Origin of the sequence: Variovorax sp. M-6 (assembly GCF_052114385.1) — a bacterium.
In the GTDB taxonomy this organism is placed as follows: domain Bacteria; phylum Pseudomonadota; class Gammaproteobacteria; order Burkholderiales; family Burkholderiaceae_C; genus Variovorax.
The window spans coordinates 172,181-190,881 of record NZ_JBFREQ010000004.1 but is presented as its reverse complement, the minus strand read 5'-3'; the positions used below and the strand labels follow the sequence as shown (position 1 = coordinate 190,881).

The window sequence follows — 18,701 nt, the reverse complement described above, 5'->3', positions numbered from 1 at the left end:
GGGGGCTCCGCCCGCCGCCGGGCCGCCCCAAGGCGGGCAGCGCCCCCCCGGGGGGCAGCGACGACACGCAGTGCGGAGCGTGGGGGCCATGTTTACTTGTAGACCGGGAAGCGGCTGGTCAGCGCATGCACCTTGGCGCGCACCGCGTCGATGTTCGCTGCATCGCGCGGGCTCTCGAGCACGTCGGCGATCAGGTTGGCGGTGGCGCGCGCTTCCTCGTCCTTGAAGCCGCGGGTGGTCATCGCCGGCGTGCCGATGCGCACGCCGCTGGTGACCATCGGCTTCTCGGGGTCGTTGGGGATCGCGTTCTTGTTGATCGTCATGTGGGCTGCGCCCAGCACCGCCTCGGCTTCCTTGCCGGTGATGCCCTTGGCGCGCAGGTCGACCAGCATCACGTGGCTCTCGGTGCGGCCGCTGACGATGCGCAGGCCGCGCTGGGTCAGCGTTTCGGCGACGATCTGCGCGTTCTTGACCACCTGCTGCTGGTAGGCCTTGAATTCCGGCGACAGCGCTTCCTTGAAGGCCACGGCCTTGGCCGCGATCACGTGCATCAGCGGGCCGCCCTGCAGGCCCGGGAAGATGGCGCTGTTGATCGCCTTCTCGTGCTGCGACTTCATCAGGATGATGCCGCCGCGCGGGCCGCGCAGGCTCTTGTGGGTGGTGGACGTGACCACGTCCGCATGCGGAACCGGATTGGGGTACACGCCGGCGGCCACAAGACCCGCGTAGTGCGCGATGTCGACCATGAAGATCGCGCCGATGTCCTTGGCGACCTTGGCGAAGCGCTCGAAGTCGATGCGCAGCGAGTAGGCCGAGGCGCCCGCGATGATCAGCTTGGGCATCGACTCGCGCGCCTTGCGCTCCATCGCGTCGTAGTCGATTTCTTCCTTGGCGTCCAGGCCGTAGCTCACGACGTTGAACCACTTGCCGCTCATGTTGAGCGGCATGCCGTGGGTCAGGTGGCCGCCCTCGGCCAGGCTCATGCCCATGATGGTGTCGCCGGGCTTCAGGAAGGCCAGCATCACGGCTTCGTTGGCCGAGGCGCCGCAGTGCGGCTGCACGTTGGCGGCATCGGCGCCGAACAGCTGCTTGACGCGGTCGATGGCCAGTTGCTCGGCCACGTCGACATGCTCGCAGCCGCCGTAGTAGCGCTTGCCCGGGTAGCCCTCGGCATACTTGTTGGTGAGCTGCGAGCCCTGGGCGGCCATGACGGCCGGCGAGGCGTAGTTCTCGCTGGCGATCAGCTCGATGTGATGTTCCTGGCGGGCGTTCTCGGCCTGGATGGCGGCCCAGATTTCAGGATCGGTCTGTTCGACCAGGATGTTGCGGTGGTACATGGCAGTCCTTCAAGACAATGGTCCTTGTTCTTCAACCAAACAAGGGCTGCCCAGGCGAACGGCTGAACACCTGCCACTAAGACCGCAGGCGGCACGCTTCCCAGTGGTAGTCCACGTCAGCGCAATGCACCTGAAAAGGGTTGCGCCTATCGCCAGTCGCGTGCCGGCCGAGTGTAGCCGACGACGGCGAGCGCCGCCGCCAAAGACCTAGGAATCACCCAGAAGGGCGACCTGCGGATCGGGTTCGGTGCGCTTCGGCGCCGGAGGCGCGACCACCTGGACCGGGTTGGCCCGCAGCGTCGGCGGCGTGGCCGCCGGGGTGCGACCGGCGGCGACCTGCCGCAGCCGCTCGTGCTCGGCCAGCACCTTGCTCGCATAGCCCCCGTCGTCCGCCAGGTTGGCGGCGCCGACGTAGTAGCGCAGACCGCCTTCGAGGGAGCCGGCGCGGGCGATGCATTCCTGCAGCACTTTCACGCCCACGCGCATGTTGGTCACCGGGTCGAAGGCGGTCAGCGTGCCGCCTGCGCTTTCGTACTTCTCGCCATGGACGCGGGTCATGACCTGCATCAGGCCCTGGGCGCCGACCTGGCTCTGGGCGAAGGGATTGAAGCTGGATTCGACCGCCATGATCGCGAGGATCAGGGTCGGATCGAGCTTGGTCTTCTTGCCGAGTTCGAAGGCTTCGGCCACCAGGGCGCTCAACGGTTCGGCCGCCACGCGGTATTTCTTGCTCAACCAGTAGGCGACCGCGGCCTGTTGCTTCGGCAGCACGTGCGGGCTGGCCGCGGTGGTGCGCTCGATCGCGGTCGGTTCGAGGTCGGTGGCTTCGGGTGCCGGCTTGCGCGACTGCAGCCAGCCCATCAGTTGCTCCTCGCCGGTCTGGCGCAGGTCGGGGCGGGCGGCCAGCGCCAGCACCGCGAACACGGTCGCCAGCCCCAGCAGGGCGAAACTGTTGTGCGTGATTTCGAAGAAGCCGTCGACTACGTCGGACACGAAGGTCCGTAGCCCACGGGCTGTGGCGTCAAACGCTTGGTTCATCGCTCTTCCTTTCTGTGCGGCACCCGTTCGCAACGCCACGGGGACGAAAGCAGAAAGGGAAGCGGCGCTTGGATTGGTACGAATCAGGTCCGCGCGAACAGGGGAGAGAGCGCGGCCGCCTGATCAAGCCGACAGATGCCGGCAGCGGATTCGGAGAGCCCGGCCGCCTTGCGATCCGGGAAAGATTGGCATTCTAGAAGTCGCTAAATACCCGGTCAAGAATAACAACTAGGCTTGTTATTCCAATTTAGATGTAAAAAATGTATGAAATAGTGCGCGAATCGGAGCGGTGAGGCCCATTGAAAACGCGATTTGCAAACTCTTCGCCCAACGCCTACGCTGCAGATGCCTGAGCTTTCAGGCGTCTACCAAGGTCCAGTGGCCGAAGGAGCAATCCAACGGTTCAGCGGCTGAGGCCCAACGGTGGCAATCTCTTGCTGCCAGCATGACTGGAACGATTGAACTTCCGGTCGAGCGAAAGGATGGCATGGGCGTTGCGCCCGCCATCGAGCCCGGTGGCACGACTTCGCGTCGAGTCGCCGGGCTTTCTCATTTGGGCATCGAATGGCGTTTGGGGCACACTCCCCCTCGATGAATGCTGCTTTGCTGAAACAGAACAAATGGGTGCGGCGCGGGGTCCTGGCATTGCTGGTCCTGCTTTCCGTCTGGCTGATCGCGTGGCTCGCAGTGCCGCCGATCGTCAAGGGACAGGTGCAGAAGATCGCCAGCGAGAAACTGGGGCGGCAGGTCACGGTGGGCAAGATCGACTTCAAGCCCTGGACGCTCGAAGTCGCAGTGCACGACCTGCGCATCGCCACCGCCGACGGCACTCAGCCGCAAGTGGCGGTCAAGCGCATTTATGCCGATGCCGAACTGCAGTCGATCCTGCGCCTGGCGCCGGTGATCGACGCGGTCAGGATCGAGGCACCGGCGATCCAGCTGACGCACCTGGCCGATGGCCGCTACGACATCGACGACATCCTGGCCAGGCTCACGCCGGCTCCGGAACCGCCCGATGCGCCCAAGAAGGGGCCGCCGCGTTTCGCCATCTACAACATTGCGATCACCGACGGAGCCTTCGATTTCACCGACGAGGCGGTCAAGCGCAGGCATGAGCTGCGCGATTTCGCACTCAGCGTGCCCTTCCTCAGCAACCTGGCCTCCCAGCGCGAGATCAAGACCGAACCGAAGCTGGCTTTCGTCCTGAACGGCAGCAAGTTCGATTCGGCGGCGCAGACGACGCCCTTTGCCGACAACCGCAAGACCGACGCGCATATCAATTTCCAGGGGCTGGACCTGGTGCCCTACCTGGGCTACATCCCGGGCGGCCTGCCGGTGGCGCTGCAGGCGGGCAAGCTCGATGCCGACCTCAAGATCGAGTTCGAGCAGGCCGCCACGACGGGGCTCAAGATCACCGGCAGCATCGCCGCCAATGGCATCAAGCTGGCCGATTCGAAGGGGCGCGACCTGCTGGGCTTCGATTCGCTGAAGATCGGTCTGGCCGACGTCCGGCCACTGGAGCGGGTGGTCCACCTGGGCGAAGTGGCGCTGGCCGGGCCGGACCTCGTCGTGGCGCGCGACGCGGGCGGACGGCTCAACCTGCTGGCGACCGATCCTGCCACCGGCGCGAGCGAGAAGGTGGCGTCGGTCCCGGTCCCGGCGCCAGCGGACGACGGCGCGGCCAAGGCGGCCGAGCCGCTGCCCTGGCGGGTCCAGGTCGACAAGGTGGCCCTGAGCGACGGCCGGGTTGGCTGGCGCGACCAGACCACCCAGCCTGCCGCCGCCATCGACGTCAAGCAACTGGCGATCGAGGTCCAGGCGGTGACCTGGCCGATGGAGAAACCGGCCACCTTCAGTGGCTCGAGCTCGATCGGCGGCGCCGCGCTCAAGTTCAGCGGCGCGGCCACCGACAAGCAGGCCAAGGTCAAAACCGAGGTCGATGCGCTGCCGCTGTCGCTGGCTGCGCCCTACCTGGCCCAGAGCCTGGAACCCACCCTGGACGGCAAGCTGAGCGGCAAGATCGATGTCGAGTGGGCCAGCCCCGATCTCAGGTTCAAGGCCCGCAGCGTGGTGGCCGAGGGACTGGCGCTGACTCAGGAGAAGACCGCGCTGGCGAGCGTCGGCCGCTTCGAGCTGGTCGATGCCGAAGTCGACATGACGAAGCACACGCTGTCGATCGCCTCGTTCACGGCTTCGAACCCGAAGGTGCGCATCGAGCGCGACGACCAGAAGCGCTGGATGTTCGAGCGCTGGCTGAAGGTGCCTGCGGACAGCAGCCAGGGCGCGGCCGAGAATGCGAAGGTCGCTGCGCCCAAGAATCCGAGGGCGGGCGAGGGCGTGCCCCAGGGCGCCAACACGAAGCCGTGGGCGCTGGCCATCGGCACGCTGGCGGTCGACAACGGCACGCTGTCCTATGCCGACAATGCCGGCGCCACGCCGGTGGCCTTCGAGATCAGCGCGCTCAAGCTGAACGCGCAGAAGGTCACGCCGGATACGGCCACGGTGTCGCCGCTCAAGCTGTCCGGGCGCATCGCCGCCGGTCGCGCGGAGCCCGGCCGCTTCGAGTACGACGGCAACCTGGTGCTCAAGCCGATCGCGGCCGAAGGCCGGCTGGTGCTGGCCTCGCTGCCGGCCCATGCCTTCAAGGCCTACTACGCGGACGCACTCAATATAGACATCCGTCGCGCCTTCGCGAGCTACCGGGGCACGGTCAAGGTCGCGACCCTGCCCGCGGGCATGAGCGTGCGCCTGGCCGGCGACACGGCCGTCGACGACTTCCGCGCCAACAGCGTGGTGCTGACGCAGGCGCCAGGTCCCTCGACCAACCGGCAACTGCTGAGCTGGAAGACCCTGGGCTTGCGCGGCCTGCAGGTGAACATGGTGCCGGGCACGCCGCTCACGGTCGATGTGCGCGAGACCTCGCTGAGCGACTTCTTCGCCCGCGTCATCATCGATCCGACCGGCAAGCTCAATCTGCTGTACCTGGTCAAGCAGCCGGGGCAACCGGTGGAAGGGGAAGCGCCGGCCGTCGCTGTCGAGACCAAGCGCAGCCTGGGCGGCACCACCACGACCACCAGCCGCCCGCGCACGGCGCGCCCGGCCGCTCCGGTGTCGCCGGCGCCGCCGGCGGAACTGATGGTCGGCGGCGGTGCTGCAGCGCCGGTGGCGGCCGCAGCACCGGCCGAGGCCGACCGCGGCCCGGCACCGGTCATCACCTTCGGGCCGATGAGCCTGGTCAATGGGCGGATCGACTTCTCCGACCTGTTCGTCAAGCCCAACTACTCGGCCGACCTGACCGAGCTGACCGGCAGGTTGAGCGCCTTTTCGTCCAGGCCCCAGGGCGACCAGCCGGTCCTGGCCGACCTCGAACTGCGCGGCAAGGCCCAGCAGACGGCATCGCTCGAGATCACCGGCAAGCTGAACCCGCTGGTCAAGCCGCTCGAGCTCGACATCACGGCCCGGATGAAAGAGCTCGACCTGCCGCCGCTGTCACCCTACACGATCCGTTTTGCGGGCCACGGCATCGAGCGCGGCAAGCTCAGCATGGACGTCAACTACAAGATCGCGCCCGACGGCACGCTGACCGCGGCCAACAAGCTGGTGCTGAACCAGTTGCAGTTCGGCGAGCCGGTCGAGGGCGCGCCGGCCAGCCTGCCGGTGCGGCTGGCGGTGGCGCTGCTGGCCGACCGCAACGGCGTGATCGACATCGACTTGCCGCTGCGGGGGTCGATCAACGACCCGCAGTTCAGCGTCGGCCCGCTGATCATGAAGGCGATCGTCAACCTGATCGCCAAGGCCGCCACCGCACCCTTCGCCTTGCTGACCGGTGGTTTCGGCGGCGGCGGCGGCGACGCCAGCACGATCGCCTTCGCGCCGGGCAGCTCGGAGCTGTCCAAGGAGGCGAAGGAAAACCTCGACAAGGTGGCCAAGGCGCTGAACGACCGTCCGGCCCTGCAGATGACGGTGATCGGCACCTCGAGCCTCGAGAAGGAGCGCGACGCCTACCAGCGCCAGCGCCTGCGCGCGCTGACGCAGGTCGAGAAGCGCCGCGCCGCGGTGCGCGCCGGCAAGGACGCGGCCGAGGTCGGTCCGGTCACCGACGCCGAGTATCCGGAGTTGCTGGCCGCGGTCTACAAGCGCTCGGAGGTGACCAAGCCGCGCAACATGGTCGGCCTGGCCAAGGACCTGCCGACCCAGGAGATGGAGAATCTGCTGCTGGCCAGCATCGCGGTCGACGAGGAGTCGATGCGGCAGCTGGCCGTGGAGCGCGGCGCCGCGGCGCGCGATTACCTGCTGGAGCAGAAGCTGCCCAGCGAACGCCTGTTCCTTGGCGCGGTGCGCACCAAGGCCGAAGGCGCCGACTGGAAACCCGGTGCCGAACTGAAACTGGCGACCCGTTGACCCGGACCGCCGCAAGTCGGTGAAAATGGAGCCCTGCGCCGGCAATTGCCGGCGCCTCGCTTTTTCCCTAAAGATAACGACATTCGCTCAGTGACTTCAACTTCCTCCAAGCCTCACGACCTCCAGTCCCTCGATACCTTGACCGGAGGCGCCTTCACCGCGCCCACTTCGGGCGAGCGCGCCCAGCGCATCCGGGACTGGCTCGCGGCCAACCCGTCGCCCGAGCAGATGCAGGACGTCTTCAAGGAACTGAGCGGCCGCGACAAGGGCGCCGCCCGGTTGCTGCGCGAGAAGCTCGACGAGCTCAAGCGCGCCAAGGGGCAGGAGGCGATCGCCGTCGAATGGGCGCACAAGGCCGAGGCCCTGCTGGCCCAGCCAAAACTCAACATTGCCGATGCATTGGCCTGGCAGCGCGATGCCGCCAAGGCCGGTGCGCCGCTCTCGCGCGAGCCGCTCGCAGGCTTCAAGGCCCGGCTGGCCGAGCGCGTGAAGGGGATCGAGGACCTGCAGCATCGCGCGCAGGTGCATCGCGAGGCGGCGGTGCTGCTGGCACAGCGCTTCGAGGTGCTCTCGACCAAGAGCTGGCGCGATGCCCAGGGCGTCGAGGAAGCGCTGCGCGCCGACGTCGCCCACTGGCAGCAGCAGGCCGCCGAAATCACGGCCGACGCCAACTGGAGCAGCCTGGACGCCCGTTTCGCGCCGCAACTCGAATCCTCCAAAGCACAGCTGCTGGTGGTTTCCGATGCCTTCAACGGCGCACTGGCGCTGGCCGTGGCCGCCGCGGCGGATGCCGCAGCACCGTTGCCGCCGGTGCCCGTCTGGGCCGACGAGCTGCGCGTGGCCCGTGGCGGCACGCCCGAAGCCGCGCCGCCCGCGGCAGCGGCCAGGCCGGCGGCTCCCAAGGTCGATCCGGAGAAGCGTGCCGCGGCGCAGGACGCGGTGCAGGCCGCGCTCGCCAAGCTCGAGCAGGAAACCGCCGAAGGCCATGGCAAGGCCAGCGCCGGCGCGGCGGCTGCGCTGCGCGCGGTGCTCAAGGAACACGGCAAGCTGGTCGAGCCGCCGCTCGAGGCCCGGGTCCATGCGGCCCTGGTGGCGGCGGGCGAGCTCGAAGGCTGGCAGCGCTGGAGCGCCGACAAGGTGCGCGAAGACCTGGTCGCCAAGGCCGAAGGCCTGCTCAAGCGGCCCGAAGGCCAGGCGCTCGGGGGCCGCAAGATGCAGGAAACCCTGCGCGCCCTGCGCGAGCAATGGAAGCAATCCGACCAGGGGGGCGTGCCCAACCACGCGCTCTGGAAGCGTTTCGACGAAGCCTGCAACGAAGCCCACAAGGTGGTCGAGGCCTGGCTCGAGAAGGTCCGCGCCGACGCCGCCGAGCATCGTGCGCTGCGCACCGCGTTGATCGAGGAAGTCAAGGCGTGGGCGGCCGAACATGCCCAGGCGTCGGACCTGAAGGCGCACAACCGCGCGCTGCACCAGTTCGCCGATCGCTGGCGCGATGCAGGCCATGTCGGCGAAAAGGTCTTTGCCGAACTGCAGGCCCTGTGGAACGAAGCCTTCGGTGCCGCCCGCGCGCCCTTCGAAGCGGCCCAAAAAGCCAGCGTCGAGCGCCGCCAGGCCATGATCGCCGAGGCGGCCGAACTCGGCGCCGCGCCGATGCTGCGCATCGATGCGGTCAAGGCGCTGCAGCAGCGCTGGCAGCAGGAGGCGCAGTCGGTGCCGCTGGATCGCCGCCACGAACAAAAGCTCTGGGATGCCTTCAGGGCCCCGATCGATGAGGCCTTCAACCGCAAGACCGCCGAGCGCGAAAAGGTCTCGGCCGCGATGAGCGATCACGACCGGCACGTGCTGAACGCCTCCAAGGCGCTCGAGGCGGCCAACAACACGGGTGATGCGCAGAAGATCCGCGCCGCGGTGGCCCAGCTTGAAGCCGCGCTGCGCGGAGAAGCGCCACCGCCAGCACCCAAGGCCGCGGCGCCGGCACCGGCGACGGCCGCCGACGGACCCGCCATGGGAGCGACCGAAGTGGTGGCTCCGGGCCAGGCTGCGGCCGAGTTCGGCGAAAGCGCCGAGCAGGCGCCTGCACCCGAGGACGCCGAGGCRCAGCCTGTCGCTGCGGCCGCGGACGCTGCTTCGCCCGCGCCCGACCTCGTCGCGCCGGCCGATGGTGCCGATCCTTCCGCACGTTCCGATGCCGAAGCGGTGCCGGCCAGCCCGGCGCCAGCGCCCAAGCCGGCCCCGAAGCCGGTGATCGCGGTGCGCGGCGACGACCGGCCCGGCAACAAGAAAGCCGAGGCCCTGCCCGCGGGGCGCGGCGGCAAGTTCGGCGATCGACGCGATGGTCGCGGCCCCGCTGGCCCGGGCGGCCGCACGGGGGATCGGCCACCGCGTCCCGGCGACCGGGGCGCGCCCGCCGGTGGGGGACGCTTCGGCGACCGCCCGCCGCGCTTCGAGGATCGCGGCCCCCGCCTGGGCGATGCCGCTTTCCGGGCCCAGCGCGAAGCGCTCGAACGCGCCGACTTCGCGCTGCGCAAGCTGGCTTCGCAAGCCCATGGCGAGGCGCTCACGCAGGTGCTCGGTGCCTGGGAAAAGCGCGACGCCGCGCAACTGCCCAGCGTTCAGGAACTGGGCCGCGCCGTGACGCCGGCGGTGCGCAGCGGCTGGTCGCAGGCCCTGGGCGCCACGCCCTCGGCCCAGCCGGCCGAAGCGGCCGAGGCGCTGTTGCGCCTCGAAATGGCGGCCGAAGTGCCGACGCCGGCCGAGCAGCTCGACGCCCGCCGCGCCTTGCAGCTCAAGCTCCTGACCCGGCGCGGCGACCCGACGCCCGAACAGACCTGGGGCCAGGACGCCGGCAAGGTGCTGGCCGCCAGCCACGATGCGGCTTCCGCGCGCCGGCTGCAGAACGCCCTCAAGGCGCTGCTGCGCAAGTGACGACGGCACGGTTGCCCCGGGCGGGGCAACCGGTGTTCAGCGGCTCTGCGGCGCTGTGAAGAAGGCGTCGAACAGTCCGACCAACGCCCCGAACTCGGCCTGCAGCGCCGAGCGGTTCACGAAGTAGGCCTCGCACGCGACGGCGAAGAACTCGGCCGGCGACTGGGCCCCGTAGGGGTCCAGCCAGGGCGCCTCGCCGCCGAAGCGCTCGGCCAGGATGGTTTTCTCGCGCAGGGCCTCGTAGGCCGGCTGCAGCACCGCGAACCAGGCGGCGCGCGCCTCTCGCGCGCTGCGCGTCCCGAGGAAGCCCGTTGGCAGCGGCGGACAGCCGTCGGCCGCGCCGCTGCGCATGTCGATCTTGTGGGCGAACTCGTGGATCACGACGTTGTAGCCGTCGGCCCGCGTGACGCTGCTGGCCAGCACGTCCTGCCAGCTCAGCATCACCGGCCCGCGGTCCATGGCCTCGCCGGCGACGATCTCGTCGTACTGGTGCACCACGCCGGTGGCGTCGGTGGTCGTGCGGTGGGCCACCACCTCGGAGGGGTGCACCACGATGCCGACGAAATCGTCGTACCAGTTGAGGCCGCCCTTCAGGTGCAGCACCGGCAGCACGGCCTGGGCGGCGACCGCCAGCGCCACCTCGTCGGTGATGACGAAACCGTGCGCGCCGTGGAATTCCTTGTCGCGAAGAAAGGCCGCGGCCAGTTCGCGCAAGCGCTCGAGGTCGGCCGCCGGCCGTTCGGCCAGGAAGGGGTAGCGTGCCAGTGTGGCTTGCCAGGCGGCCTCGGGCAGGCGAGGGGGGGCGCGCAGCCGGCGCAGCCAGCCGAACATCAGCGCAGGTCGACGCGCCGGGCGCCGGTGCTCGACAGGCACAGCAGCTGGGCGCGCGGCGGATGTGCCGCCGCGTCCCAGTCGCTCAGCACGATGCGGCGCAGGCCTTGTCCGAGATCGTGGATGGCCGGCCGGTGGGTGTGGCCATGCACCAGGACGCTGGCGCCGGCCTGCCGCAGCCAGGCGCGCGCGGCATCGGCATCGACATCGGCCCAGACCATGTCGGGGCTGCGCTTGCGGTCTTCGCTCTGGGCCCGCACGGAACGCGCGAGCGTGCGGCGCTCCTCGAGCGGGCGGGCCAGAAGCGCCTGCTGCCACTCGGGCGTGCGCACCTGGTCCCGGAAACGCAGGTACTCGGTGTCCTCGAGGCACAGCGCGTCGCCATGGCTCAGCAGCCAGCGCTCGCCGTGCAGCACCAGCACCGTCGGATCGGCGACCAGCGTCATGCCGCAGCGCGCCGCGAAGTCTGCACCGACCAGGAAGTCGCGGTTGCCGTGCATGAAGAAGACCGGCCGCCGCGCGCATGCCGCGCGCAGCACCTCGGCGCATTGCGCCTCGAAGCCGGGCAGGGCGGCGGCGTCGTCCCCGACCCAGACCTCGAACAGGTCGCCGAGGATGAACACGGCATCAGCCGGCGTGGTGTCGAGGTAGCCCTGCCAGGCGTCGACGGTGGCGGGCTCCCCGGCCTGCAGGTGCAGGTCGGAGATGAGGTCGACCGTGCGCCAGGCCGAGGGCGCGACGATCTCGGCGAAGGGCGCCATGCGCGGTGTCAGGGACATTCCGCAACCTTCGTGCTTCGCACTGGGTCTTCGCCTCGGGAGCGGCCCAGCGGCTCAGGCCTTGACGACGGCCTTCTCGATCACGACGTCCTCGAGCGGCACGTCGTCGTGGAAGCCCTTGCGGCCGGTCTTGGCGGCCTTGATCGCATCCACCACTTCCTTGCCGCCGACGACCTTGCCGAACACCGCATAGCCCCAGCCCTGGGCCGAAGGTGCCGTGTGGTTCAGGAAGGCGTTGTCGGCCACGTTGATGAAGAACTGCGCGGTGGCCGAGTGGGGCGCGTTGGTGCGCGCCATGGCGACCGTGTAGTTGTCGTTCTTGAGGCCGTTGTTGGCCTCGTTCTGGATCTCGGCGCCGGTGGGCTTCTGGGTCATGCCGGGCTCGAAGCCGCCGCCCTGGACCATGAAGCCCGGGATCACGCGGTGGAACACCGTGTTGTCGTAGTGACCCTTGGTCACGTAGGCGAGGAAGTTCTCGACCGTCTTGGGGGCCTTGTCCTGGTCGAGTTCGAGCGTGATGACGCCCTTGTCCTTGATGTGCAGTTCGACTTGCGGGTTGCTCATGGGGGTTCCTTTGTTTACTTCGCCAGGGTGGCGGATTGGATGGTGATGGTTTCGACCGGCACGTCCTGCATGCCGGCCTTGATACCCGTGGGGGCGGCGCGGATCTTGTCGACCACGTCGGTGCCCGAGACCACCTTGCCGAACACCGCGTAGCCGTGGCCGTCGGGGTTCGGCGCGTCGAGCATGGTGTTGTCCTTCACGTTGATGAAGAACTGCGCGGTGGCGGAGTTCGGGTCCGAAGTGCGCGCCATGGCGATCGTGTACTTCGCGTTCTTGAGGCCGTTCTTGGCCTCGAGCGGGATCGGCGCGCGGGTCGCCTTCTGCTTCAGGTCGGGCGTGAAACCGCCGCCCTGGATCATGAAGCCGTCGATGACGCGGTGGAACACCGTGCCGTCGTACTGCTTGTCCTTGACGTACTGCAGGAAGTTCTCGACCGTCTTGGGGGCCTTGTCGGGCGCCAGTTCGATCACGATGTCGCCGGCCGAGGTGGCGAGCTTGACGCGCGGCGCGCTCTGCGCCCAGCTGGTGGCGGCGCTTCCGGCGACGGCCAGCATGGCGGCCAGGACCAGCGCCCGGCGGCGCGAAAGGGCTTGAAGAATCACGGGTGGATCGCTTTCGGATGGATGCGCCTCGGCGCGGTCTGGAAAGGGGTCAGTTGCGCACCGGCTTGCGCACGGCCGGTGTCGCCGGCGGCAGGGCCGCGGAGACCGGCGCGCCGAACATCTGGCGCACCAGCGCGAGCTTCGGCGGCACCGTCGCGTTGCCGGCTTCCAGCTTCAGGGCCCGGTCATAGGACTGGGCCGCCAGCCGTGCGTAGACGTCGCCGAGGTTCTCGTGCGCGGTCGCGTAGTCGGGATTGAGCTTGATCGCCATCTCGAGCGCGGCCCGCGCCTTGTCGAACTGGCTCTGGGCGGCATAGAGCGCGGCCAGATTGTTGTAGGGCTCGGGCAGCTCGGGGAAATCCTGCGTCAGCGCCGTGAAGGCCGCGACCGCGTCGGCCTGCTTGCCCTGTTCGGTCAGGATCACGCCGCGCAGGAAGCGCATCTGCGGGTCGCGCGGCTTGCCGGCGATGTAGGCGTCGGCCTTGGCCAGCGCCTGGTCGGCCTTGCCCTGGCGCAGCAGCGTGTTGACGTCGGCGTAGTCGTCGGCGTGGGCGGCGCCGACCAGCAGCGCGAGCAGGAGTGCAGCGAGGATCCGGAAGGCGCGGGGCATGAAGAAGGGGGAGAAAGCGGCGTGCTGCATGGAGCCTCGAGAGTAGGAGGGGACGCGGGCCTCGTAAACACGCGGAAAACATCCGGCGGTGGCCGTTTATACTGGGCGTGATTGTAGCCGAGGGGCCATCTCCAGCCGTTCGTCGCCACACCCCCCGTCACCCCTGAAAAACCCCATCATTCGCCCGTTCCAGCACGTGCGCGAATCGACGTTTCCGAGCCTCATGAGTCTTCGCATCTACAACACGCTCTCGCGTGAACTGGAGGAGTTTTCCCCACTGCAACCCGGCAGGGTGCGCATGTACGTTTGCGGCATGACGGTCTACGACTACTGCCACCTGGGCCATGCGCGCTCGATGATCGCCTTCGACGTGGTGCAGCGCTGGCTCAAGACCTCGGGCCTTGCGGTCGACTACGTGCGCAACATCACCGACATCGACGACAAGATCATCCGCCGCGCGGTCGAGAACGGCGAGAGCATCCGGGCGCTCACCGACCGCATGATCGACGCCTTGCACGAGGACGCCGACGCGCTCGGCATCGAACGGCCTACGCACGAGCCGCGCGCCACGGAATTCGTTCCGCAGATGCTGTCGATGATCTCCACGCTCGAGCAGAAGGGCCTGGCCTACCGCTCGACCAACGGCGACGTGAACTACGCCGTGCGCAAGTTTCCGGGCTACGGCAAGCTCAGCGGCAAGACGCTCGACGAGCTGCATGCCGGCGAGCGCGTGGCCGTGCTCGACGGCAAGGACGACCCGCTCGATCCGGTGCTCTGGAAGAGCGCCAAGCCGGCCGAGCCCGACGAGGTCAAGTGGGCCAGCGAGTTCGGCGCCGGCCGTCCCGGCTGGCACATCGAGTGCTCCGCCATGGCCTGCCAGCTGCTCGGCGAGACCCTCGACATCCACGGCGGCGGCGCCGACCTGCAGTTCCCGCACCACGAGAACGAGATCGCGCAGAGCGAAGGCGCGAACGGCAAGCCGCTGGCGCGCACCTGGATGCACAACGGCTTCATCAACATCGACGACGAGAAGATGTCCAAGAGCCTGGGCAACTTCTTCCTGATCCGCGACGTGCTGAAGAAGTTCGATGCCGAAACGGTGCGCTTCTTCGTCGTGCGGGCGCACTACCGCAGCCCGCTCAACTACAGCGACGTGCATCTGGCCGATGCGCGCAATTCGCTCCGGCGGCTGTACAACGCGCTCGCCCTGGTGCCGCCGGCGCCGGTGGCGATCGACTGGGGAAACCCCTATGCGGCGCGCTTCAAGGCGGCAATGGACGAGGATTTCGGCACCCCCGAAGCCGTGGCCGTGCTGTTCGACCTGGCGGGCGAGGTCAATCGCACGCAGTCGGGCGAGGCGGCCGGCTTGCTGAAGGCGCTGGCCGGTTGCCTGAACCTGCTGCAATCCGACCCGCAGGCCTTCCTGCAGGCCGGCAGCACGCTCGACGAGGCCACCATCCAGGCCCTGATCCAGCAGCGCGCCGATGCCAAGGCGGCGAAGAACTTCGCCGAGGCCGACCGCATCCGCAACGAGCTGCTGGCCCAGGGCATCGTGCTGAAGGATTCGGCGAGCGGCACCACCTGGACCTCGGCGCAGTGAGCGCCGCCGCCCGCACCATGGCCGCCAAAGAGCCGGTCGTCCAGGTCTTCACGCCCGACTACTGGGAGGAGGCCTGCAAGCACCTGGCCCGGAAAGACCGCGTCATGAAGCGGCTGATTCCGCGCTTCGGCGACGTTCGCCTGGAGTCGCGCGGCGACGCCTTCACGACGCTCGCACGCAGCATCGTCGGCCAGCAGATCTCGGTGCCGGCGGCGCAGACCGTATGGCGCCGCTTCGTGGAGCTGCCGCGCAAGCTGACGCCGGCCAGCGTGCTGAAGCTCAAGGTCGACGACATGCGCGGCGCCGGCCTGTCGGCGCGCAAGGTCGAATACCTGGTCGACCTGGCGATCCATTTCGACTCGGGCGCGGTGCATGTCGATGCCTGGGAGAATATGTCCGACGAGATGATCATCGCGGAGCTGGTTGCCATCCGCGGCATCTCGCGCTGGACCGCCGAAATGTTCCTGATCTTCCACCTGATGCGGCCCAACGTGCTACCGCTGGACGACCCCGGCCTGATCAGCGGCATCAGCCAGAACTATTTTTCGGGTGATCCGGTCAGCCGCAGCGACGCCCGCGAGGTGGCGGTCGCCTGGGCACCCTACTGCAGCGTGGCGACTTGGTATATTTGGCGATCGCTCGACCCGCTACCGGTCGCATATTGAATAACAGGAGAAGACGTTGGCGAAACGAACCTTTCTCGACTTCGAGCAGCCCGTGGCCGAGCTCGAAAGCAAGATCGAAGAACTGCGTTATGTACAGACCGAATCCGCGGTCGACATCTCTGAAGAAATCGATCAGCTGGGCAAGAAAAGCCTGCAGCTCACCAAGGACATCTACAGCGACCTGACGCCCTGGCAGATCACCAAGATCGCCCGTCATCCCGAGCGCCCCTACACGCTCGACTACGTGAACGAGATCTTCACCGACTTCGTCGAGCTGCATGGCGACCGCCATTTCTCGGACGACCTGTCGATCGTCGGCGGCCTGGCGCGCTTCAACGGCACGCCCTGCATGGTGCTGGGCCACCAGAAGGGCCGCGACACCAAGGAGCGCACCGCGCGCAACTTCGGCATGAGCAAGCCCGAGGGCTACCGCAAGGCGCTCAGGCTCATGAAGACGGCCGAGAAGTTCAAGCTGCCGGTCTTCACCTTCGTCGATACGCCGGGCGCCTACCCGGGCATCGACGCCGAGGAGCGCGGCCAGTCGGAGGCCATCGGCCGCAACATCTTCGAGATGGCGCAACTGGAGGTGCCGATCATCGTCACCATCATCGGCGAGGGCGGCTCCGGCGGCGCGCTGGCGATCTCGGTCGGCGATCAGCTGGTGATGCTGCAGTACTCGATCTACTCGGTGATCAGCCCCGAAGGCTGCGCCTCGATTCTCTGGAAAACCAGCGATCGCGCCCAGGAAGCCGCGGATGCACTGGGCATCACGGCGCACCGCCTGAAGGCGCTCGGGCTGGTCGACAAGATCGTCAACGAGCCGGTCGGCGGCGCGCACCGCGACCACCGCCAGATGGCGGCCTTTCTCAAGCGCGCGCTCAACGATGCGTTCCGCCAGGTCAGCGATCTGTCGACCAAGGATCTGCTGAACCGCCGCTACGAGCGGCTGCAGAGCTACGGCCGCTTCGCCGACACCAAGGCCGACAGCGGCAAGTAGGGCGCCGCGGCCGCTGGCCGCCGTTTCGCCCGTCGCCATGGAAAACCCCGCCGTCCACGCACTCGCGGCCTGGCCGGCGCCGCTGCCTCTGGCGGTCGCCTACAGCGGCGGCGCCGATTCCACCGCCTTGCTCCATGCCGCCGCCGCGCGCTGGCCGGGGCAGGTGCATGCGCTGCACGTGCACCACGGGCTGCAGCAGGCAGCCGATCGCTTCGAAAGCCATTGCGCGGCCACCTGCGCGGCCCTGGGCGTGCCCTTGCACGCGGCCCGTGTCGATGCCCGCCATGCGACCGGCGAGAGCCCGGAGGATGCCGCGCGCCGCGCTCGCTACGCCACGCTGGCGGCGCTGGCACTGGCGCAGGGGCTGCGGCATGTGGCGCTGGCCCAGCACGCCGATGACCAGGTCGAGACGATGCTGATCGCGCTCGGCCGCGGCGCCGGGCTCGACGGGCTGGCCGGGATGCCGCGCCGCATGGAGCGGCACGGCGTGAGCTTCCACCGGCCGCTCCTGGAACTCCGGGCGGATGCGCTGCGCGAATGGCTTGCCGCCGCCGGCGTGGCCCATGTCGAAGACCCGAGCAACAGCGACCTGCGCTATACGCGCAACCGGATCCGCCGGCTGCTGCTGCCGGCCCTGCAGGCGGCGCTGCCGCAATACCGCGACACCTTTGCGCGCTCGGCGCGCAATGCCGCCAGGGCCTCCGTCCTGCTCGCGGGCCTGGCCGAGCAGGATCTGGCCGAGGCCGGTTCGCCGCCGGCGCTGGCCGTGCTGCGGGCGCTGCCGCAGGAGCGCCTGGCCAATGCGCTGCGCCACTGGCTGCGGCGCGACCATGGCGCGGTCCCAAGCGAGGCGCAGCTTCTGCAGTTGCAGTCGCAGATCGCCGCCTGCAGCACGCGGGGGCACCGGATCCACCTCAAGATCGCGGCCGGGCGGGTCGAGCGGGAGGGCGGGGTGCTGCGTTGGTACAATGCTTCGCCCTTGTCGTAGCCCGCAGCCTTGGCGCTGAGTTCGGCTCGGCGGGCGCACGGACGCCGGCATTGCGGCGTCCGAACCCTTCTCTTTGACTTCACCCATGGCATTGATCGTTCATAAATACGGCGGCACGTCGATGGGCTCGACCGAGCGCATCCGCAATGTCGCCAAACGCGTCGCCAAATGGGCGCGCGCCGGCCACCAGATGGTCGTGGTCCCGAGCGCCATGAGCGGCGAGACCAACCGCCTGCTCGGCCTGGCCAAGGAACTGGCGCCCGGCAATGCCGGCACCGCCTACGCCCGCGAACTCGACATGCTTGCCGCCACCGGCGAGCAGGCTTCATCGGCCCTGCTGGCGATCGCGCTGCAGGCCGAGGGTCTGGAATCCGTGAGCTACGCGGGCTGGCAGGTCCAGGTCAAGACCGACAGCGCCTACACCAAGGCGCGCATCGAGAGCATCGACGACGAGCGCGTGCGCGCCGACCTGGACGCCGGCCGCGTCGTCGTCATCACCGGCTTCCAGGGCGTGGACGAGGGCGGCAACATCACCACCCTGGGGCGCGGCGGCAGCGACACCTCGGCGGTGGCGATCGCGGCGGCGCTGAAGGCCCACGAGTGCCTGACCTTCACCGACGTCGACGGCGTCTACACCACCGACCCGCGCGTGGAGCCCGACGCGCGCCGGCTCAAGACCGTGAGCTTCGAGGAAATGCTCGAGATGGCGAGCCTGGGCTCCAAGGTGCTGCAGATCCGCTCGGTCGAATTCGCCGGCAAGTACAAGGTGCCGCTGCGCGTGCTGTCGAGCTTCACGCCCTGGGACATCGACATCGAGGAAGAAGCCAAGTCCGGCACGCTGATCACTTTCGAGGAAGACGAAAACATGGAAAAAGCCGTCGTATCCGGCATTGCCTTCAACCGCGACGAAGCCAAGATCTCGGTGCTTGGCGTGCCCGACAAGCCGGGCATCGCGTACCACATCCTCGGCGCGATCGCGGATGCCAACATCGAGGTCGACGTGATCATCCAGAACCTGAGCAAGGACGGTCGCACCGACTTCAGTTTCACGGTGCATCGCAACGACTACGCCAAGGCGATCGACCTGCTCAAGGACAAGGTGCTGCCCACGCTGGGCGCGGCCGACATCGTGGGCGATACCAAGATCTGCAAGGTCAGCATCGTCGGCATCGGCATGCGCAGCCACGTCGGCGTGGCGAGCAAGATGTTCCGCGTGCTGAGCGAAGAGGGCATCAACATCCAGATGATCTCGACCAGCGAGATCAAGACTTCGGTCGTGATCGACGAAAAATACATGGAACTCGCGGTCCGCGCGCTGCACAAAGCCTTCGATCTGGATCAGCCGAGCGCTTGAACGTGGCATA

General features: G+C 68.4%; 14 protein-coding genes and 1 riboswitch. Of the genes, 7 read left to right on the top strand and 7 right to left on the bottom strand.

The genetic code is table 11. The features are described from left to right. Window positions 1-92: 92 nt before the first annotated feature. Together glyA and AB4Z46_RS06740 are read right to left on the bottom strand one after the other, a co-directional pair. Window positions 93-1,337: a serine hydroxymethyltransferase gene (gene glyA, locus AB4Z46_RS06745; protein ID WP_442282703.1), complete on the bottom strand. Its 1,245-nt coding sequence runs from the start codon at window positions 1,335-1,337 to the stop codon at window positions 93-95. 41 nt (window positions 1,338-1,378) lie between these two features. After that, window positions 1,379-1,507, bottom strand: a riboswitch (ZMP/ZTP riboswitch). A 37-nt stretch (window positions 1,508-1,544) separates the two neighbouring features. Next, window positions 1,545-2,375: a transglycosylase SLT domain-containing protein gene (locus tag AB4Z46_RS06740; RefSeq protein WP_442282702.1), complete on the bottom strand. Its 831-nt coding sequence runs from the start codon at window positions 2,373-2,375 to the stop codon at window positions 1,545-1,547. A 591-nt stretch (window positions 2,376-2,966) separates the two neighbouring features. On the opposite strand from AB4Z46_RS06740, the gene AB4Z46_RS06735 reads away from it, so the two are divergent. Then, entirely contained in the window at window positions 2,967-6,776 is a 3,810-nt protein-coding gene (locus AB4Z46_RS06735; RefSeq protein ID WP_442282701.1) for a DUF748 domain-containing protein, read from the top strand. Window positions 6,777-6,866: 90 nt separating this feature from the next. Continuing rightward, a complete protein-coding gene (locus AB4Z46_RS06730; protein WP_442282700.1) occupies window positions 6,867-9,701 on the top strand; it encodes a DUF349 domain-containing protein in 2,835 nt (944 codons plus the stop codon). A 36-nt stretch (window positions 9,702-9,737) separates the two neighbouring features. On the opposite strand, the gene AB4Z46_RS06725 is transcribed toward AB4Z46_RS06730, so the two are convergent. The 5 genes from AB4Z46_RS06725 to AB4Z46_RS06705 form a co-directional block, all read right to left on the bottom strand. Continuing rightward, complete coding sequence (locus tag AB4Z46_RS06725) at window positions 9,738-10,532, bottom strand: zinc-dependent peptidase (RefSeq protein ID WP_442282699.1); 795 nt, start codon at window positions 10,530-10,532, stop codon at window positions 9,738-9,740. Next, complete coding sequence (locus tag AB4Z46_RS06720) at window positions 10,532-11,311, bottom strand: UDP-2,3-diacylglucosamine diphosphatase (RefSeq protein WP_442282698.1); 780 nt, start codon at window positions 11,309-11,311, stop codon at window positions 10,532-10,534. The genes AB4Z46_RS06725 and AB4Z46_RS06720 overlap by 1 nt, the downstream gene beginning before the upstream one ends. A 54-nt stretch (window positions 11,312-11,365) precedes the next feature. Then, window positions 11,366-11,875, bottom strand: a complete 510-nt coding sequence (locus AB4Z46_RS06715; RefSeq protein WP_442282697.1) for a peptidylprolyl isomerase — start codon at window positions 11,873-11,875, stop codon at window positions 11,366-11,368. Between the two features lie 14 nt (window positions 11,876-11,889). Further along, on the bottom strand, window positions 11,890-12,429 hold the full coding sequence (locus tag AB4Z46_RS06710; protein WP_442282824.1) for a peptidylprolyl isomerase: 540 nt from the start codon (window positions 12,427-12,429) through the stop codon (window positions 11,890-11,892). A gap of 97 nt (window positions 12,430-12,526) precedes the next feature. Continuing rightward, a complete protein-coding gene (locus AB4Z46_RS06705) occupies window positions 12,527-13,117 on the bottom strand; it encodes a tetratricopeptide repeat protein (RefSeq protein WP_442282696.1) in 591 nt (196 codons plus the stop codon). A 193-nt stretch (window positions 13,118-13,310) separates the two neighbouring features. Between AB4Z46_RS06705 and cysS the strand changes: the two genes are divergently transcribed. The 5 genes from cysS to AB4Z46_RS06680 all read left to right on the top strand — a co-directional run bounded on the left by cysS (window position 13,311) and on the right by AB4Z46_RS06680 (window position 18,691). Next, complete coding sequence (gene cysS, locus AB4Z46_RS06700) at window positions 13,311-14,687, top strand: cysteine--tRNA ligase (RefSeq protein WP_442282695.1); 1,377 nt, start codon at window positions 13,311-13,313, stop codon at window positions 14,685-14,687. 17 nt (window positions 14,688-14,704) lie between these two features. Next, on the top strand, window positions 14,705-15,352 hold the full coding sequence (locus tag AB4Z46_RS06695) for a DNA-3-methyladenine glycosylase family protein (protein WP_442282823.1): 648 nt from the start codon (window positions 14,705-14,707) through the stop codon (window positions 15,350-15,352). Between the two features lie 16 nt (window positions 15,353-15,368). Continuing rightward, a complete protein-coding gene (locus AB4Z46_RS06690; RefSeq protein WP_442282694.1) occupies window positions 15,369-16,349 on the top strand; it encodes an acetyl-CoA carboxylase carboxyltransferase subunit alpha in 981 nt (326 codons plus the stop codon). Between the two features lie 37 nt (window positions 16,350-16,386). Then, a complete protein-coding gene (tilS, locus tag AB4Z46_RS06685) occupies window positions 16,387-17,337 on the top strand; it encodes a tRNA lysidine(34) synthetase TilS (RefSeq protein ID WP_442282693.1) in 951 nt (316 codons plus the stop codon). Window positions 17,338-17,422: 85 nt separating this feature from the next. Further along, window positions 17,423-18,691, top strand: a complete 1,269-nt coding sequence (locus AB4Z46_RS06680; protein ID WP_442282692.1) for an aspartate kinase — start codon at window positions 17,423-17,425, stop codon at window positions 18,689-18,691. Window positions 18,692-18,701: the final 10 nt, after the last annotated feature.

What these genes read in the sequence shown, in the direction of transcription:
- AB4Z46_RS06705 (WP_442282696.1), bottom strand. Translation starts at nt 13,117, where the DNA reads ATGCAGCACGCCGCTTTCTCCCCCTTCTTCATGCCCCGCGCCTTCCGG.
- AB4Z46_RS06710 (WP_442282824.1), bottom strand. Translation starts at nt 12,429, where the DNA reads ATGCTGGCCGTCGCCGGAAGCGCCGCCACCAGCTGGGCGCAGAGCGCG.
- AB4Z46_RS06715 (WP_442282697.1), bottom strand. Translation starts at nt 11,875, where the DNA reads ATGAGCAACCCGCAAGTCGAACTGCACATCAAGGACAAGGGCGTCATC.
- AB4Z46_RS06735 (WP_442282701.1), top strand. Translation starts at nt 2,967, where the DNA reads ATGAATGCTGCTTTGCTGAAACAGAACAAATGGGTGCGGCGCGGGGTC.
- glyA (WP_442282703.1), bottom strand. Translation starts at nt 1,337, where the DNA reads ATGTACCACCGCAACATCCTGGTCGAACAGACCGATCCTGAAATCTGG.
- AB4Z46_RS06725 (WP_442282699.1), bottom strand. Translation starts at nt 10,532, where the DNA reads ATGTTCGGCTGGCTGCGCCGGCTGCGCGCCCCCCCTCGCCTGCCCGAG.
- AB4Z46_RS06695 (WP_442282823.1), top strand. Translation starts at nt 14,705, where the DNA reads ATGGCCGCCAAAGAGCCGGTCGTCCAGGTCTTCACGCCCGACTACTGG.
- AB4Z46_RS06680 (WP_442282692.1), top strand. Translation starts at nt 17,423, where the DNA reads ATGGCATTGATCGTTCATAAATACGGCGGCACGTCGATGGGCTCGACC.
- tilS (WP_442282693.1), top strand. Translation starts at nt 16,387, where the DNA reads ATGGAAAACCCCGCCGTCCACGCACTCGCGGCCTGGCCGGCGCCGCTG.
- AB4Z46_RS06740 (WP_442282702.1), bottom strand. Translation starts at nt 2,375, where the DNA reads ATGAACCAAGCGTTTGACGCCACAGCCCGTGGGCTACGGACCTTCGTG.
- AB4Z46_RS06720 (WP_442282698.1), bottom strand. Translation starts at nt 11,311, where the DNA reads ATGTCCCTGACACCGCGCATGGCGCCCTTCGCCGAGATCGTCGCGCCC.
- cysS (WP_442282695.1), top strand. Translation starts at nt 13,311, where the DNA reads ATGAGTCTTCGCATCTACAACACGCTCTCGCGTGAACTGGAGGAGTTT.